Genomic DNA, 17,518 nt, shown 5'->3' on the forward strand with positions numbered 1-17,518 from the left:
CGTCTACCGGGCCGCAGCTACCCTTTGCTTACTGAAACACGAGCTGCTGGGGTCTCGCGCGACCGACTACATCCTCGTCAGTGGCGTGAGAAAGGGGTTGATCATGAGCACGCAAACCGTCCTTGATTCGATATTGGCCGGGGTGAGGGCCGATGTGGCAGCACGCGAGTCTGTGATCGACTTCGCTGCCATCAAGGCCGCCTCCGCGGCAGCACCGGAGCCCATCGACGCGACCGCAGCGTTGCGTGAGCCCGGCATCGGTGTCATCGCCGAGGTCAAGCGCGCCAGCCCGTCGAAAGGCGACCTGGCCGACATCATCGATCCGGCAGCGCTGGCGCAGGCGTACGAGGCCGGGGGTGCACGGATCATCAGCGTGCTGACCGAGGAACGTCGGTTCCGCGGCTCGCTCGCCGACCTCGATGCCGTTCGCGCAGTGGTCCAGATCCCGGTCCTGCGCAAAGACTTCATCGTGGGCCCGTATCAGATCCACGAGGCCCGTGCCCATGGCGCGGACGTCATCCTGCTGATCGTCGCTGCCCTCGAGCAGAACGTGCTCAGCGCACTGCTCGACCGCACGGAGTCCCTGGGGATGACCGCGCTGGTCGAGGTGCACACCGAGGAAGAAGCAGATCGAGCGCTGCAGGCCGGAGCATCCGTGGTCGGCATCAACGCGCGCAATCTCAAGACCCTCGAAGTCGACCGCGACAGCTTCGCCCGGATTGCTCCCGGATTGCCTTCCAAGGTCATCCGGGTCGCCGAATCCGGGGTTCGCGGAACTGCCGATCTGCTGGCATACGCCGGCGCCGGCGCCGATGCGGTCCTGGTCGGAGAAGGCTTGGTCACCTCTGGTGACCCTCGTGCGGCCGTCTCGGAACTGGTGACCGCCGGAACCCACCCGTCCTGCCCCAAACCAGTCCGTTAGGCCCCTGTCTTCATCATGACCTCGTCGTCTGCTGCATCAGCTTCCTTCTATTCCGAACTCCCTCAGGCCAGCGCCGGTCTGGTCAACAGGACATCGGTCGAACCCGATCGCAGTGGACATTTCGGTGTCTACGGTGGACGCCACGTACCCGAAGCCCTGATGGCCGTGATCGAAGAGGTCACGGTGAACTGGGAGAAGGTTCGTACCGATGACGGGTTCTTGCGGGAACTCGATCGGCTCCAACGTGACTACAGTGGGCGTCCGTCGCCGCTGTACGAGGCCAAGCGCCTTTCCGAGTATGCCGGTGGCGCGCGGATCTTCCTCAAGCGAGAAGACCTGAACCACACCGGATCTCACAAGATCAACAACGTTCTCGGCCAGGCACTGCTCGCCAAGAAGATGGGCAAGAATCGCATCATCGCCGAGACCGGGGCCGGTCAGCACGGCGTGGCAACCGCCACTGCATGTGCGATGTTCGGTCTCGAATGCATCGTCTACATGGGTCGCGTCGACACCGAACGTCAAGCACTCAACGTCGCCCGGATGCGTCTGCTCGGTGCATCTGTGGTCGCCGTCGATACCGGTTCGGCCACACTGAAAGACGCGATCAACGAGGCCATGCGCGACTGGGTCACCAACGCGCACAACACCTATTACTGTTTCGGCACTGCCGCCGGACCCCACCCGTTCCCGGTGATGGTCCGCGATCTGCAGCGTGTGGTGGGTCTCGAGGCCCGTGAGCAGATCCTGCGCTCTGCCGGCCGGCTGCCCGACGCCGTGGTCGCCTGCATCGGTGGCGGCTCGAACGCGATCGGCATCTTCCATCCCTTCATCGATGACAAAGACGTGCGCCTGGTCGGCTACGAGGCCGCAGGCGACGGTGTGGAAACCGGACGCCATGCCGCGACCTTCACCGGCGGAACACCGGGTGCGTTCCAGGGTGCCTACTCGTACCTGCTGCAAGACGAAGACGGCCAGACCATCGAATCCCATTCCATCTCAGCCGGACTCGACTACCCCGGTGTCGGGCCCGAGCATGCATACCTCAAGGACATCGGCCGCGCGGAATACCGTCCGTGCACCGATTCCGCGGCCATGGATGCCCTTGCCCTGCTCAGTCGCAAAGAGGGCATCATCCCGGCGATCGAGTCGGCCCATGCCGTTGCCGGTGCGCTAGAGCTCGGTGTCGAGTTGGGGGAGGGCGCGATCATCGTCGTCAATCTCTCCGGGCGTGGCGACAAAGACGTCGACACCGCGGCCAAATGGTTCGGACTTCTAGACGAGGACACAGACAATGCCTGAAGCCGAATCTCGGCTCGGACCACTGTTCAACCGCTGCCGCGCCGAAGGGCGCAGTGCGCTGATCGGCTATCTGCCGGTCGGATACCCGGACCTTCCCGGTTCGCTGGCATCGATGCGGTCGATGGTCGAAGCCGGTTGCGACATCATCGAAGTCGGGGTCCCGTACTCCGATCCGGTCATGGACGGCCCGACGATCCAGGACGCGGCCGAACAGGCGCTGCGCGGTGGGATCCGGGTCCGTGACGTGTTCACCGCAGTCGAGGCCATCGCCGACGCCGGTGGCAGCGCCGTGGTGATGACGTACTGGAATCCTGTGCTGCAGTACGGGATCGACCGCTTCGCCCGCGATCTGGCCGGTGCCGGTGGCCTGGGTCTGATCACGCCGAACCTCATCCCGGACGAGGCCGACGACTGGATGGCGGCCTCCACCGAACACAAGCTCGACCGGATCTTCCTGGTCGCTCCGTCGTCGACGGAAGAACGGCTGGCGATGACTCTCGAAGCGAGCAGCGGGTTCATCTACGCCGCCTCGACGATGGGTGTCACCGGTGCCCGCGACAACGTGTCGTCGATGGCTCCCGAGTTGTGTGCCCGGATCCGTAAGCACTCCGACATCCCGATCGGTGTCGGACTGGGCGTGCGCAGCAAGACACAGGCAGCGGAGATCGCCGAATATGCCGACGGTGTGATCGTCGGCTCGGCGCTGGTCTCTGCGGTGGCGCAGGGTGATGCCGCACTACGCGGACTGACCTCCGAACTGGCCGAGGGCGTGCGGGCGCGCTCCGGGGTTCGTTCGTGAACACCGAGCCGCTGGCTTACATCCCCAGTCCCTCCCAAGGGGTCTGGGATCTGGGACCTTTCCCGATCAGGGCCTACGCGCTGTGCATCATCGTCGGCATCATCGTGGCGATCTTCTGGGGCAACAGGCGCTGGGTCGCCCGCGGTGGCCGCGACGGTGAAGTCCTCGACGTGGCCATCTGGGCTGTGCCCTTCGGTCTCATCGGTGGCCGGATCTACCACGTGGCAACCGACTGGAAGACCTACTTCGGCGACGGACCCAAAGACCCGATCGATGCCCTCAAGATCTGGGACGGCGGCCTGGGTATCTGGGGTGCGGTCGCCTTCGGCGCGCTGGGCGCCTGGATCGGCGCCCGCCGGGCCGGCATCAAGTTGCCGCCCTTCGGTGACGCGATCGCGCCGCCCATTCTGCTGGCGCAAGCCATCGGCCGCCTCGGCAACTACTTCAACCAGGAACTCTACGGCGACAAGACCGACCTGCCGTGGGGCCTGAAGATCTACGAGCGCGTCGATTCTTCCGGCTATGTCAGCCCGGGCCTGATCGACGGCAAATCCAACGGCGTGGTCTATGCGATCGTGCAACCGACGTTCCTGTACGAGTTGTTGTGGAACGTCCTGATCGTGATCGCGCTCGTCGTCATCGACCGGCGTTTCCGGATCGGGCATGGCCGACTGTTCGCGCTGTACGTCGCCGGATACTGCGTCGGCCGGTTTGTCATCGAGACGATGCGCACCGATGCGGCCTCGCTGATCTGGGGTGTGCGGGTCAACCTGTTCACCGCTGCGCTGGTGTTCGTCTGTGCGGCGATCTACGTGGTTCTCGCGCCGAAGGGTCGCGAGACCCCGTCTGAGATCTATCACCCTGGCGCAGCACCGGATTCAGAGTCCGGCCCGAGCGAGCATCCCGTCGAGGGCTACGTCGAAGACGACCTGACGGACGCCGAGGTCGATGACCGGGCACGCAACCGGGTGGACTCTGCTGACGAGGAACGTAAATCCAAGCCGGACACCGAAAGCGAGACCGGCGAACGCCAGGTCTGACCCCGATGTGAATCAGCCGTCTTTCGGCTTAACTGCTAGCATTAGCAGTCGCACCAACGTCAATTCTCAGGTGCGTGTTCACACCACGGGCCAGTGACGTCCTGAGGATTGTTTGCTGGTTCCCTCGGATGTCCGGGGGCTAGGCGTGGAGGTCGGATTTGCTGTTCTCTCAGCTCCCCAAAGCCCAGGGTCTGTACGACCCTGACTCAGAAGTCGACTCGTGCGGTGTTGCAATGGTCGCCGATATTCACGGCCGTCGAACCCACGAGATCGTCTCTGACGGGCTGCTCGCGTTGGAGAACCTGGACCACCGCGGCGCTGCCGGGGCCGAGACCAACAGTGGTGACGGTGCCGGGATCCTGATCCAGGTACCCCATACATTCCTGCGTAAAGTGGTCGACTTCGTCCTGCCGCCCGCCGATCCGATCGCAGGCAACACCTTCGCCGTCGGCAACTGCTTTCTGCCGATGGAGCCGCAGGCGCGGGCCCGTGCGATCGCCCGGGTCGAGGCCATCGCCGCCGAAGAGAACATCACCGTCCTGGGATGGCGCGAATCCCCGGTCGAGGTCGACGCGGCCGACATCGGCGGTACCGCGCGCGCCTGCATGCCGTACATGAGCCAGCTCTTCGTCGTCGCGCCGTTGCGTGCCGACGGCACCGCGCCCGCGGGCCTGGATCTCGATCGCCTCGTCTACCCGCTGCGCAAGCGAGCCGAACGGGTCACGCCGGAAATCGAGGCCGACGGCAGCGGGCTCTACTTCGCGTCGCTGTCGAGCCGGACCATCGTCTACAAGGGCATGCTCACCACCAAGCAGCTGCCCGCCTTCTATACCGATCTGCGTGACGAACGGGTCTGCAGTGCCATCGCGATCGTGCACTCCCGGTTCTCGACAAACACGTTCCCGTCCTGGCCGCTGGCCCATCCCTTCCGTTTCGTCGCCCACAACGGTGAGATCAACACCGTGCGTGGCAACCGGAACCGGATGCGGGCCCGCGAGGCGATGCTGGCAACGGATCTGATCCCCGGCGACCTCACCCGCGTGTTCCCGATCTGTAGTCCCGACGCCTCCGACTCGGCCTCGCTCGATGAGGTCCTCGAAATCCTGCATCTCGGTGGCCGCAGCGTTCCGCACTGCGTGATGATGATGGTCCCGGAGGCCTGGGAGAACGTCACCGACATGGATCCCCGGCGCCGGGCTTTCCTGCAGTTCCACGCGTCGTTGATGGAGGCGTGGGACGGTCCGGCGTGCGTCACCTTCACCGACGGCACGATGGTGGGCGCCGTGCTCGACCGCAATGGTCTGCGGCCGGGACGTTGGTGGCAGACCGCGGGTGGCAAGGTGGTTCTGGCATCGGAGGCCGGTGTGCTCGACATCCCGAATGACGAGATCATCGCCAAGGGACGGCTCGAGCCAGGCAAGATGTTCCTGATCGACACGGCGGCAGGCCGACTTGTTTCCGACTCAGAGGTCAAGGGACAGTTGATCGGCGAGGAGCCGTATGAGGAATGGCTGCATGCCGGCCTGCTGGAACTGGCACGCCTTCCCGAACGTCCACGATTTGTCCCGAGCCATGAATCGGTGGTCCGACGGCAGGTGACGTTCGGGTACACCGAGGAAGAGTTGCGGGTGCTGATCACACCGATGGCGGCCTCGGGGTACGAGGCCCTCGGTTCGATGGGCACCGATACCCCGATCGCGGTGCTCTCGCAGCGGTCTCGGCTGCTCTACGACTATTTTGTGGAACTGTTTGCGCAGGTGACCAATCCGCCGCTCGATGCGATCCGCGAAGAGATCGTCACCTCGATGGCGCGCGTGATGGGACCGGAGCAGAACGTGCTCGATCCGTCGGCGGCGTCCTGCAGGCAGATCCTGTTGCCGTGGCCGGTCCTGGACAACAGCGAACTCGCCAAGATCGTGCACATCAACGACGAGGGCAACCACCGTGGCCTGTCGGCGAAGGTGTTGCGCGCCCACTACCCGGTGGCCGAGGGTGGCCCCGGACTCGAACGTGCCCTGACGGATCTGCGGTCGCGGGCCAGTGAGGCCATCGCGGCCGGATACTCCACGCTGGTGATCAGTGACCGCGAGACCACGCGTGAGAATGCGCCGATTCCGTCGTTGCTGGCGACTTCCGCGGTTCATCACCATCTGGTGCGCACCAAGGAGCGGACCCGGGTGGCGCTGGTCGTCGAGACCGGCGATGCCCGCGAGGTCCACCACATCGCGTTGCTCATCGGTTTCGGTGCCGCAGCGGTCAATCCGTATCTGGCGTTCGAAACGATCGAAGACCTTGTCGCCGAGGGCGAATTGACGGGTGTCACCCCGTCCCAGGCGGTACGCAACTATCTGCAGGGCCTGGGCAAGGGTGTGCTCAAGGTGATGAGCAAGATGGGTATCTCCACCGTCGGGTCCTACACCGCCGCACAGTGTTTCGAGGCCGTGGGCCTGGCGGGGGATCTGGTGCAGGAGTACTTCACCCGTACGAAGACCCGGATCGGTGGCATCGGCCTAGACGAGATAGCCGAAGAGGTCCGGATCCGTCATCACCGGGCATACCCACCGAACGCGACGGAGCAGGCCTACCGTCCCCTCGAGGTCGGCGGCGAATACCAGTACCGGCGCGAAGGCGAACTCCATCTCTTCAGCCCGGAAACGGTGTTCCTGCTGCAACATGCGGCCAAATCCGGCAAGACCGAGGTCTACCGGAAATACACCGACGAGGTGAACCGGCTCTCCCGTGAGGGCGGCACACTTCGCGGCCTGTTCGAGTTCGACTCCGATCGTGAGCCCGTCCCGCTCGACGAGGTCGAGCCGATCGAAGAGATCATGAAGCGGTTCAACACCGGTGCGATGAGCTACGGCTCGATCTCGGCCGAGGCGCACGAGACGATCGCGATCGCGATGAACACGATCGGTGGACGTTCCAATTCGGGTGAGGGCGGAGAGGACACCGATCGGCTCTACGACCCGATGCGCCGCAGCGCGGTCAAGCAGGTCGCCTCCGGCCGGTTCGGTGTCACCAGTGATTACCTGATCAACGCGACCGATATCCAGATCAAGATGGCCCAGGGTGCCAAACCCGGTGAGGGTGGCCAGCTTCCGGCGTACAAGGTCTATCCGTGGATCGCCAAGACCCGGCATTCCACGCCGGGTGTGGCGTTGATCTCGCCGCCGCCACATCACGACATCTATTCGATCGAGGATCTGGCCCAGCTGATCCACGATCTGAAGAACGCCAACTCGCAGGCGCGGATCCACGTCAAGCTGGTCAGTGCCATGGGCGTCGGCACCGTTGCCACCGGAGTCTCCAAGGCGCATGCCGACGTGGTGCTGATCTCGGGCCATGACGGTGGTACCGGTGCCTCACCGCTGACATCGCTCAAACACGCCGGGACCCCGTGGGAGATCGGCCTGGCCGACGCACAGCAGACGCTCATGCTCAACGGGCTGCGCGACCGCATCACCGTGCAGTGTGACGGCGCGTTGCGGACCGGTCGCGACGTGATGGTGGCCGCGCTGCTCGGCGCCGAGGAATACGGATTCTCCACGGCGCCACTGATTGTCGCCGGCTGCATCATGATGCGGGTCTGTCACCTCGACACCTGTCCGGTGGGGGTGGCGACGCAGAATCCGAAGCTGCGGGCGCGATTCACCGGCCAGGCCGAACACATCATCAACTTCTTCAAGTTCATCGCAGAGGATGTGCGGGAACATCTGGCGATGCTCGGTTTCCGCACCCTCGACGAGGCGATCGGACATGCCGAGGCGCTGCACACGGCACCGGGTGTGGCGCACTGGAAGTCGAAGGGGCTCGACCTCTCGGCGATCTTCGCCGTGCCGGAGACGACATCACCCAAGCGTCGGATGCGGGGCCAGGAACACGCGCTCGACAAGGCGCTCGATCAGACGCTGATCCAGCTGGCCGAGGGTGCACTCGAGGATGCTCACCGGGTGACGCTGGAGCTTCCGGTCCGCAACGTCAACCGAACCGTCGGCACGTTGCTCGGCTCGGAGGTGACCCGTCGATACGGCGCGTCCGGTCTGGCGGAGGACACCATCACCGTCGCCCTGTTCGGGTCGGCCGGTCAGTCACTCGGTGCGTTCCTGCCGCCGGGCGTGACCCTGGTCCTGACCGGTGACGCCAACGACTACGTCGGAAAAGGCTTGTGCGGCGGCAAGATCGTCGTGCGGCCCGATCCGGATGCACTCTTCATCGCCGAAGATCAGGTGATCGCCGGCAACACCATCCTCTATGGCGCGACCAGTGGTGAGGTGTTCCTGCGCGGCCGCGTCGGTGAACGGTTCTCGGTGCGCAACTCTGGTGCCGTCGCGGTGGTCGAAGGCGTTGGTGACCATGCCTGCGAGTACATGACCGGTGGCCGGGTGGTGATCATCGGGCCGACCGGACGCAACCTCGCGGCGGGTATGTCCGGCGGTATCGCCTATGTCTACCAACTGGATTCGTCCAAGGTGAACACGGCGATGGTCGACCTGCAGAGCCCGGACCCCGACGATCTGCTCTTCTTGCACGAACGCATCACCAAGCACGTCGAACTGACCGGTTCGTCCGTCGGTGCCTCGATGCTCGCCGACTGGCCGCGGCGCAGCCGGAAGTTCACCAAGGTGATGCCCACCGACTACCAACGTGTCCTCGACGCGGCCCGGATGGCGGAAGCCGAAGGCCGAGACGTGGATTCGGCGATCATGGAGGCAGCTCGTGGCTGACCCGCGCGGATTTCTGGAGGTCGACAAGGCCGAGGCCGTGACCCGGCCGGTGTACGAGCGGGTCAACGATTGGCGAGATGTGTACGCCGACGCAGATCCACTCATCGAGATCGCCCACGTCTCCGAACAGGCCCGGCGGTGCATGGACTGCGGGATCCCGTTCTGCCACTCCGGAACCGCCGGTTGCCCGTTGGGCAACCTCATCCCGGAGTGGAACGATCTGGTCCGCCGGGGACGGTGGGACGTGGCCAGTGACCGGCTGCACGCCACCAACAACTTCCCGGAGTTCACCGGCAAGATCTGTCCGGCGCCGTGCGAATCCGCCTGTGTGCTGTCGATCTCGCAGGCCACCACCGGTGGCAGCGTCACCATCAAGCGCATCGAGAAGACCATCGCCGACGAGGCGTGGCGCGAAGGATTCGTCCGGCCGCTGACGTCGAAGACCACGTCGGGGAAATCGGTGGCGGTGGTCGGGTCGGGTCCGGCCGGGTTGGCTGCGGCACAGCAGCTCACCCGGGCCGGCCATGCGGTGACCGTCTACGAACGGGACGACCGCCTGGGCGGTTTGCTGCGGTACGGAATCCCCGAATACAAGCTGCAGAAGGCCGATGTCGAGCGCCGCCTGGCGCAGATGAGGGATGAGGGCACCGAGTTCGTCGTCAGCTGCAACGTGGGCGTCGATGTGACCGTCCCCGAGCTACGGGAGCGCTACGACGCCGTCGTGCTCGCCCTGGGCGCACTGAAGGCCCGCGACAACACCGCGGTGCCCGGACGTGGCCTCGGTGGTGTGCACCTGGCGATGGAGCACCTGGTGCCCGCCAACAAGGAGTGCGAGGGCGACGGGCCCTCGCCGATCTCCGCGCATGGCAAACACGTTGTGATCATCGGCGGTGGCGACACCGGTGCGGACTGCCTCGGCACGGCCCATCGGCAGGGTGCGGCCTCGGTGACCCAGCTCGACTACAACCCGGAACTACCCGAAGAGCGCGACGACGACCGGTCTCCGTGGCCGACGTGGCCGCTGATCCTGCGTAGTTCGTCGGCGCATGTCGAAGGCGGAGAGCGTCGATACCAGGTGGCGGTGCAGCGGTTTATCGGTGATGAGCACGGCAACGTGGCCGCGATGGTGCTCGCCGAGGTCACCGTCGAGCGTGACGAGGATGGACGACGCACGATCGTCCCTGTCGGTGAAGAGTTCGAATTGCCCTGCGAGCTGGCACTCTTTGCGATCGGCTTCGAAGGGGTCGAGGAGATGCAGCTGTTGTCGGATCTGGAACTTGCGCCCAACCGCCGCGGCGCGCTGGGCTGCGGCAGTGACTGGCAGACAGACGCCCCGGGGGTGTTCGTCTGTGGCGACGCACATCGGGGTGCCTCGCTGGTGGTGTGGGCGATCGCAGAAGGTCGCGCGGCCGCACGCGGGGTCGACGAGTTCTTGATGGGTGAATCGGATCTGCCGTCGCCGGTACATCCGGCAGCACTGCCCTTGTCTGTCCGGTGATCTGGAGCGGTGTCCCGGTGAGCGGGCCGTGCCGTTGACATCGGCGGTGATCTGTCTGGAATCTGATGCGTTCAACCGAGACGTAGGTGTGTTGCAGAAAACAACTCGTGACGTTCTGGTGGCTCACGTAGAACGGTCCGACGGTGCGGACTAGGCTTGTAGGAGTGAATCGTCGTACCAAAATCGTATGCACCCTCGGACCTGCAACCGCCACTGATGAACGTGTTCAGGAGTTGGTGGAAAGCGGCATGGATGTCGCACGACTGAACTTCAGTCACGGCAAACATGAAGACCACCGGGAAATGTACGAACGGGTACGGAAGGCCTCCGACGCCACCGGGCGCGCGGTGGGCATTCTCGCCGACCTCCAGGGCCCCAAGATCCGTCTCGGTACGTTCGCCGACGGCCCCGTGCAATGGCCGGCAGGCAAAGAGGTGCGCATCACCGTCGAGGATTGCGCCGGAACCGCCGAACGGGTTTCCACCACCTACAAACAACTCGCCGCTGATGCCAAGCCGGGTGACCGACTGCTGGTCGACGACGGCAAGGTCGGCCTGACCGTGGTCGACGTCGAGGGCAACGACGTCATCTGTACGGTCACCGAAGGTGGGCCGGTCAGCAACAACAAGGGTGTGTCCCTGCCGGGGATGAACGTCTCGGTGCCTGCGATGTCCGACAAGGATGAGGCCGACCTCGAGTTCGCGCTGGCACTCGGCGTCGATCTCGTCGCGCTGTCGTTCGTCCGGTCACCTGCCGATATCGAACTGGTCCACGAGATCATGGATCGGGTCGGACGACGGGTCCCGGTCATCGCGAAGCTCGAGAAGCCCGAGGCCATCGACAATCTCGAAGCTGTCATCCTGGCCTTCGATGCGGTGATGGTGGCCCGCGGCGACCTCGGTGTCGAACTGCCTCTCGAAGAGGTCCCGCTGGTGCAGAAGCGAGCCATCCAGATGGCCCGCGAAAATGCCAAGCCGGTGATCGTTGCCACCCAGATGCTCGAATCGATGATCGAGAACTCACGCCCGACGCGCGCCGAGGCCTCCGATGTGGCCAACGCCGTGCTCGACGGTGCCGACGCCGTGATGCTGTCGGGGGAGACCTCGGTGGGCAAGTACGTCATAGAGACGGTCCAGACGATGGCCCGCATCGTCTCGGCCGTCGAGAACAGCCCACGCACGGTTCCGCCGCTGTCACACGTGCCGCGGACCAAGCGGGGGATCATCTCGTACGCCGCCCGCGACATCGGTGAGCGCCTGGACGCGAAGGCTCTGGTTGCCTTCACCCAGTCCGGAGACACCGTCCGCCGATTGGCCCGCCTACATACGAAACTTCCGGTGATGGCGTTCACACCGCTGCCAGAGGTGCGCAGCCAGCTCTCGATGAGTTGGGGCACAGAGACTTTCATCGTCCCCTCATGTGACTCGACCGACGCGATGATCCGCCAGGTGGACAAGGCCCTCCTGGAAATCGGCCGGCTCAAGGTCGGCGACCAGGTGGTCATCGTCGCCGGTGCCCCTCCCGGCACCGTCGGTAACACCAACCTGATCCACGTCCACCGGATCGGCGAAGACGACCACTGACCCGGCAGGCGGAGCGGGGCATCCTCTACAGTCTGAGCCTGTGAGTGATGCCCCCGGTACGTCGTCGGACCTGTCCAAGCTGCTCTCGCTGTTCGATCTCGAGGAGCCCGAGCCGGATCTGTACATCGGGGTGCACCCAACGCAGGTGGGTGCTCGGACCTTCGGCGGTCAGCTCCTGAGCCAAGGTGTGATTGCCGCCGGCAGGAGTGTGCCCCGGCCGACCCCGGTCCACGCGATCCACGCGCACTTCATCCGCGGTGGTGACGTGACCAAACCGCTGGAATATCACGTGACCCGCCTGCGCGACGGCAAGCCGTTTGCCAACCGGTTGGTGACGGCGATGCAAGAGGGCGAAGAGATCTTCTCGATGCTTGTCGCGTTCCAGGACAACAAGGCCGGACTCGAACATTCGGTGCAGATCCCCGAGGTCGAGTACCCGGAGGATCTGCCGCCGCTCGGCGAGCACTTCAAGGGCTACGAAGACCGGGTTGCGACCTTTGTGAATGCGATGCATCCCATCGACATCCGTTTCGCCAACGATCCGAGCTGGAAGGCCCGCGAAACCGGCGAGCGACTCGAGCACAACCGGGTCTGGATGAAGACCGACGGTCAGATGCCCGACGATCCGCTGGTCCATATCGCGGCGCTGTGTTACGCATCCGACACCACGGTGCTGGACTCGATCATCACCACCCACGGACTGTCGTGGGGTATTGATCGTTTGTTCGCCGCGACCGTGAACCATTCGATGTGGTTCCACCGTGAGTTCCGCTTCGACGACTGGCTGCTGTACGCCAGCGAGTCGCCGGTGGCCGCCGGATCCCGGGGGCTCGGTACGGGCCGCTTCTTCACCCGTGACGGCGTGCTGGCGACCACCGTCGTCCAGGAAGCACTCATCAAGTACTTCCCGCCCCGTAACTGATCGACACCGCGATCACCGATCAGGCAGACTCGGGTCCATGCAGCCTGCGCAATCGGCGCCGCCGTATTGGCCGGCCCCGGGGAATGATCTGGAGCCGCGCAACTGGCAGCGGCGCACCCGCGGACCGGTCATCGTCATCAGCACGGTCGCGGGTCTGATCCTCGCGGTTGTCGGGATCGGGGCGGTCGTGATCGGTTCGCAGCCACGAGATTTCACTGCCGAGGGTGCGGTGGTGCTCACCGCCGGCCAGTATGAGGCATCAGCGGACGATGTCTGCGGTGGCACCGGCGAGTTCGAAGACATCAGGGCGGGTGCCCGGGTGCGGATCCTGGACACCGATCGGACCATTCTCGAGCAGTCATCGCTGACCGCGCCACAGTTGTCGGCCGACAAATGCCGGCTCGAGTTCTCGGTCCCGGGCATCCCCGAAGGCCGCGACCGCTATGTGGTGGAGGTCGGCGATACCTTCCGGTACGAGACCACCGAAGACGGACTCGAGCGCGGCATCATCTTCGAGCCGTGAGCCGTACCAGGGTTCAGACCTGACGATCCTTGAACACCGGGGTCTCGCGCTTCATCCCGGCCTTGCGGGCGATCGCGTGGTTCACACCGCGTAGCAGGCGGAGCTGCAAGACCTGCTCGACTGGGAACGAGAAGCGCGGTGAGCGAGACCAGGTCTTCTCGAACAGGCGCTTCGTCGACGACACCGAGTCAGGTGATCGCGCGGCGATCTTCTCGACCAGGTCCATGGCGGCAGCGTGCGGATCGTCGGCCACCCCGGTGACGAGCCCGATCTCCTTGGCCTCGGCAGCAGAGAGCATCTCACCGGTCATGGTCAGGCGTTTGGCGATGTCGATGCCGGTGAGCTGCGAGAGCGATGCCGATGCTGACATGTCGGGGATCAGGCCCCACTTGGCCTCGAGGACCGAGAAGTCGGCGTCCGGGGCGGCGAAGCGGAAGTCGGCACCCAGAGCGATCTGCAGTCCGCCGCCGTAGCAATGGCCGTGCACCACGGCGATCACCGGCACCGGGACCCGACGCCACTGCCACGCAGGATCCTGAAAACCGTTGGACCCCAACAAGATATTGGGAACAAACGTCCGGTAGATGCTCTTTTCTTTGCCGGCGAGACTGGCGAAGTCGAGGCCGGCACTGAACGACTTGCCCGCGCCGCTGATGATGACCGCACGCAGTGTTTTGTCCTGCGCGGCCATCTTGGCGGCCTTGGTCAGCCCGGCGAGCAGTGTGAGGGTGAGGCCGTTGTGTTTGTCGGGCCGGTTGAGTTGCACGTGAGCGACCGGACCGAAGGTCGTCTGCTCGACCCGGTACGTGACCGAACCGTCCGCGGCGGGGCTCGCTGCCGGGTCGGCTGCGATGGTCAGAGGTGTCGGTCCGGACGTGGTGTCTGGAGTGGACATGACGTGCTCCTTCAGGTCTGCGGTACGAAATATGCGGTACGCGGATCTCGGTGTCGCCTGATGCAAGTGTGAGGCGAGATCCAGAACCCACGGAAGCTATGTTACCCACGGGTAACTCTGTCTTGTCGAATCGCGGGTAACCCGAAACCGGCAGTATCGACGAGTCGTCGGGGCTAGGTTTTTGGTACAGGCTTGTCCGATGGGCATCGCGGGGGATGCGGTGCCGGGTCAGCTGTCCGGTCGACCGGACCGTCAAGGAGTTCAGATGAACGAGAACACCACAGACACCGTCTTCCAGCACGAGTCGGGGGCCGCTGTCCGCACCACAGTCGAAGCCTTTCAGGAAACGGCCAAGATGCATCCCGACCGGGTGGCGTTGCGCACGCCGGGGGGGATACAGGAGATCACCTGGCGCGAATATGCCGAGCGGGTCGAAGCGATAGCGCTGGGACTGGCGCGGCTGGGAGTCAAACGCGGTGACACCGTCGGCCTGATGCTGGCGAACCGGCCGGAGTTCCATCTGGTCGACACCGCGATCACACACCTGGGGGCGGTTCCGTTCTCGGTGTACAACACCAGTGCTCCCGAACAACTGGCATACCTGTTCACCGATGCCGCCACCCGGATCGTGATCACCGAACGGGCGTTTCTGCCGGTTGTGAAACAGTCCGGTGTGGAACTGGAGCACATCATCACCGTCGATGGTCCGGCCGAGGGGGCAATCGAACTGCGCGAGGTCGAAGCGCAGCCCGATGAGACGTTCGATTTCCAGGCTTCCTGGCGCGCAACCGAACCCGATGATCTGGTCACGTTGATCTACACCTCGGGTACCACCGGTCCGCCCAAAGGTGTCGAGATCACCCATCGCAATGTGATCGCGGCCGCCGCGTCGGTGACAGACGACATCGATGCGGGATTCGATGATCGGATCATCTCGTATCTGCCCGCGGCGCATATTGCGGACAGGGTGTCGACGCATGGGTCAAATCTGTTGCGCGGCGTGCAGATAACGTCGGTTGTCGACCCTCGGGAGTTCGCCTCTGCTTTACCGGATGTGCGTCCGACCGTCTTTTTCGGTGTGCCGCGGGTGTGGCAGAAGATCAAGGCCGGGATCGAGGGCAAGATCGCCGAGGAGACAAGTCCGGTCAAGTCGAAGCTGGCGGCCTGGGCATTGGACGTCGCCGCCAAGGCGGCACGGGCTGACTTGTCCGGGCGTCCGCGGGGTCGGTTACTGGACGCGCAATATCAGCTCGCGGACAAGCTGGTCCTGTCCAAAGTGCGGGCGGCACTCGGGCTGGACGAACTCAAGGTTGCCATGTCAGGAGCCGCCTCGATACCGGTCGAAGTGATCGAATTCTTTGTGGGACTGGGTATTCCGGTCACCGAGGTTTGGGGTTTGAGCGAGACCACCGGTGCGGCCACCAAAACTTCGGTCGACAACCTCAAGGTGGGGTCGGTGGGCAGGCCCGTCGGGGGAGTGGAGCTCAAGATCGCCGATGACGGCGAGGTCCTCGTGCGGGCTCCGATTGTGATGCGGGGCTACCGCAACAATCCGGAAAAAACCGCCGCCACGATCGATGCAGATGGTTGGTTGGCGACCGGTGATGTGGGCACAATCGATGCCGACGGGAACCTGACCATCGTTGATCGCAAGAAAGAACTGATCATCAACGAGGCGGGAAAGAACATGTCTCCCAGTGCCATCGAGAACGCAGTGAAGGCCTTCTCGTCACTGGTGAGTCAGGTTGTTGCGGTCGGCGATGACAAGCCGTACATCACCGCGCTGGTGGTGCTCGATCCGGACGTGGCCGCCCTGCGGGCGAAATCACTGGGAATCCCGGGTGCACAGATCTCGGATCTTGCCGCCCATCCGGCGATCATTGAAGAGGTCACTGCAGCGGTCAAGGCCGGAAACGCGAAGTTGTCGCGGGTTGAACAGGTCAAGCGGTTTGTGGTGGTGCCATCGGCGTGGGATCCCGGTGGTGACGAACTGACCCCGACGATGAAGTTGCGGCGCAAGCCGATTGCGAACAAATACGCCGATACGATCGTCGACCTGTACGCCGCTGAACCCCGGCAGGGTGTTGTCGATCTCGGGTGACCACGGGCCACGGTGTGTCGCCCGCCCTGCGCATCTCTTGACGATCAGGAGATGATGGACCGGTGATCGAAGCAGTGGTTTTTGACATGGACGGTGTGCTGATCGACTCCGAGCCGATCTGGGAACAGGTCCGGCGGGAGGTGGTCGCCGAATACGGCGGGACGTGGCTTCCGGAAGCGCAAACGGCGTTGATGGGGATGAGCACCCCGGAATGGGCTGCCTACCTCAGCGCCGATCTCGGGGTGGGAAAGCCGCCGGCCGAGGTGGCGCAGATTGTCATCGACCAGATGGTTGCGCGATACGAAGAGCACCTTCCGGTGCTTGCGGGCGCTGATGAGGCGGTCCGCCGATGTGCCGGCCGGTGGCGACTGGGGCTCGCGAGTTCGTCGCCGCGCAGGTTGATCGATGCGGTCCTGGACACCGCGGGATGGACGGATCTCTTCGCGGTCACGGTCTCCACGGAAGAACTCGATCGGGGCAAACCTGCGCCGGACGTCTATCTCCATGCGGTGAAAGCGCTCGACGCCGAGCCCGCTGCCTGCGCCGCCATCGAGGACTCGTCGAACGGTATGCGCTCGGCATCCGCCGCCGGACTGGTGCTGATCGCCGCACCGCGTCCCGAGTATCCACCCGCCGACGATGCTCTCGAACCGGCTGCGATGGTCATCGCAGGGATCGACGAGCTCGACATCGACGCGGTCGCAGCGCTGGTCTGACCTACCTCGGCGTGATGGGTGGCATCGTTGACCAAGGGAAATTGATCCACTTGTCGGTGTATCGCCAGGTGTAGTCGGCGCGGATCACCGACGCCGGCTTCTCGTACAGCACCGCTGTGCGGACCTCGGACGCGTGGTCGCGACAGAAGCTGTGGACCAGTTCAAGGGTTCTTCCGCTGTCGGCGACGTCGTCGACCACGAGGACGCTCAGTCCGTCGAGTTCGGTGGCATCGAGGATCGGCGGCAGGATCACCGGACTGTCCAGCGTGGTGCCCACGCCCGTGTAGAACTCGACGTTCATCGTGAACAGTGCCTTGCAATCAAGGGTGTAGGCCAGCGCCCCGGCCGGAAGCAGACCGCCGCGTGCGATTCCGAGGACAACTTCGGGTACATAGCCGGAGTCGGCAATCGTTTGGGCCAGTTCGCGGCTCGCATGGCCGAACAGCTCCCATGTCAACACTTCTCGATCCGTCATCGAGCTATCGTTGCA

Annotated in this window: 12 protein-coding genes and 1 pseudogene; 11 read left to right on the plus strand and 2 right to left on the minus strand. The window is 64.5% G+C overall.

Features of this window, described 5'->3' with window-relative positions:
* Positions 1-103: 103 nt before the first annotated feature.
* From trpC to AC1D75_RS13120, 9 genes and pseudogenes are all read left to right on the plus strand, one after another.
* Complete coding sequence (gene trpC, locus AC1D75_RS13080) at positions 104-922, plus strand: indole-3-glycerol phosphate synthase TrpC (protein WP_495515615.1); 819 nt, start codon at positions 104-106, stop codon at positions 920-922.
* A gap of 15 nt (positions 923-937) precedes the next feature.
* The gene (gene trpB, locus AC1D75_RS13085) at positions 938-2,224 is read left to right on the plus strand and encodes a tryptophan synthase subunit beta (protein ID WP_495515616.1); all 1,287 of its coding nucleotides are present in this window, start codon (positions 938-940) and stop codon (positions 2,222-2,224) included.
* Positions 2,217-3,023: a tryptophan synthase subunit alpha gene (gene trpA / locus AC1D75_RS13090; RefSeq protein WP_495515617.1), complete on the plus strand. Its 807-nt coding sequence runs from the start codon at positions 2,217-2,219 to the stop codon at positions 3,021-3,023. Before trpB ends, trpA begins: the two co-directional genes overlap by 8 nt.
* A pseudogene (gene lgt / locus AC1D75_RS13095) lies at positions 3,020-4,006 on the plus strand (prolipoprotein diacylglyceryl transferase); the annotation flags it as partial. The gene trpA and the pseudogene lgt, both read left to right, overlap by 4 nt.
* 215 nt (positions 4,007-4,221) lie before the next feature.
* The gene (gene gltB, locus AC1D75_RS13100) at positions 4,222-8,790 is read left to right on the plus strand and encodes a glutamate synthase large subunit (protein ID WP_495515618.1); all 4,569 of its coding nucleotides are present in this window, start codon (positions 4,222-4,224) and stop codon (positions 8,788-8,790) included.
* Positions 8,783-10,288, plus strand: a complete 1,506-nt coding sequence (locus AC1D75_RS13105) for a glutamate synthase subunit beta (RefSeq protein ID WP_495515619.1) — start codon at positions 8,783-8,785, stop codon at positions 10,286-10,288. Before gltB ends, AC1D75_RS13105 begins: the two co-directional genes overlap by 8 nt.
* A gap of 164 nt (positions 10,289-10,452) precedes the next feature.
* Positions 10,453-11,871 carry a pyruvate kinase gene (pyk, locus tag AC1D75_RS13110; RefSeq protein WP_495515620.1) on the plus strand — a complete coding sequence of 473 codons (1,419 nt, stop codon included), beginning with the start codon at positions 10,453-10,455 and terminating at the stop codon, positions 11,869-11,871.
* A gap of 40 nt (positions 11,872-11,911) precedes the next feature.
* On the plus strand, positions 11,912-12,793 hold the full coding sequence (locus AC1D75_RS13115) for an acyl-CoA thioesterase (protein WP_495515621.1): 882 nt from the start codon (positions 11,912-11,914) through the stop codon (positions 12,791-12,793).
* 37 nt (positions 12,794-12,830) lie between these two features.
* Positions 12,831-13,316, plus strand: a complete 486-nt coding sequence (locus AC1D75_RS13120) for a hypothetical protein (RefSeq protein ID WP_495515622.1) — start codon at positions 12,831-12,833, stop codon at positions 13,314-13,316.
* A gap of 13 nt (positions 13,317-13,329) precedes the next feature.
* Here AC1D75_RS13120 and AC1D75_RS13125 read toward each other — a convergent pair whose 3' ends face one another.
* Positions 13,330-14,211, minus strand: coding sequence for a crotonase/enoyl-CoA hydratase family protein (locus tag AC1D75_RS13125; protein WP_495515623.1), 882 nt, complete (start codon positions 14,209-14,211; stop codon positions 13,330-13,332).
* Positions 14,212-14,476: 265 nt separating this feature from the next.
* Here AC1D75_RS13125 and AC1D75_RS13130 point away from each other — a divergent pair, with 265 nt between their 5' ends.
* Together AC1D75_RS13130 and AC1D75_RS13135 are read left to right on the plus strand one after the other, a co-directional pair.
* Positions 14,477-16,312, plus strand: a complete 1,836-nt coding sequence (locus AC1D75_RS13130; protein WP_495515624.1) for an AMP-dependent synthetase/ligase — start codon at positions 14,477-14,479, stop codon at positions 16,310-16,312.
* Between the two features lie 62 nt (positions 16,313-16,374).
* Complete coding sequence (locus AC1D75_RS13135) at positions 16,375-17,028, plus strand: HAD family hydrolase (RefSeq protein ID WP_495515625.1); 654 nt, start codon at positions 16,375-16,377, stop codon at positions 17,026-17,028.
* Between the two features lies 1 nt (position 17,029).
* On the opposite strand, the gene AC1D75_RS13140 is transcribed toward AC1D75_RS13135, so the two are convergent.
* On the minus strand, positions 17,030-17,503 hold the full coding sequence (locus AC1D75_RS13140) for a phosphoribosyltransferase (RefSeq protein WP_495515626.1): 474 nt from the start codon (positions 17,501-17,503) through the stop codon (positions 17,030-17,032).
* Between the last annotated feature and the right edge of the window lie 15 nt (positions 17,504-17,518).

The organism is Williamsia sp. Y712 (assembly GCF_059445525.1).

What these genes read in the sequence shown, in the direction of transcription:
- AC1D75_RS13130 (WP_495515624.1), top strand. Translation starts at nt 14,477, where the DNA reads ATGAACGAGAACACCACAGACACCGTCTTCCAGCACGAGTCGGGGGCC.
- trpB (WP_495515616.1), top strand. Translation starts at nt 938, where the DNA reads ATGACCTCGTCGTCTGCTGCATCAGCTTCCTTCTATTCCGAACTCCCT.
- AC1D75_RS13120 (WP_495515622.1), top strand. Translation starts at nt 12,831, where the DNA reads ATGCAGCCTGCGCAATCGGCGCCGCCGTATTGGCCGGCCCCGGGGAAT.
- AC1D75_RS13125 (WP_495515623.1), bottom strand. Translation starts at nt 14,211, where the DNA reads ATGTCCACTCCAGACACCACGTCCGGACCGACACCTCTGACCATCGCA.
- trpC (WP_495515615.1), top strand. Translation starts at nt 104, where the DNA reads ATGAGCACGCAAACCGTCCTTGATTCGATATTGGCCGGGGTGAGGGCC.
- trpA (WP_495515617.1), top strand. Translation starts at nt 2,217, where the DNA reads ATGCCTGAAGCCGAATCTCGGCTCGGACCACTGTTCAACCGCTGCCGC.
- AC1D75_RS13140 (WP_495515626.1), bottom strand. Translation starts at nt 17,503, where the DNA reads ATGACGGATCGAGAAGTGTTGACATGGGAGCTGTTCGGCCATGCGAGC.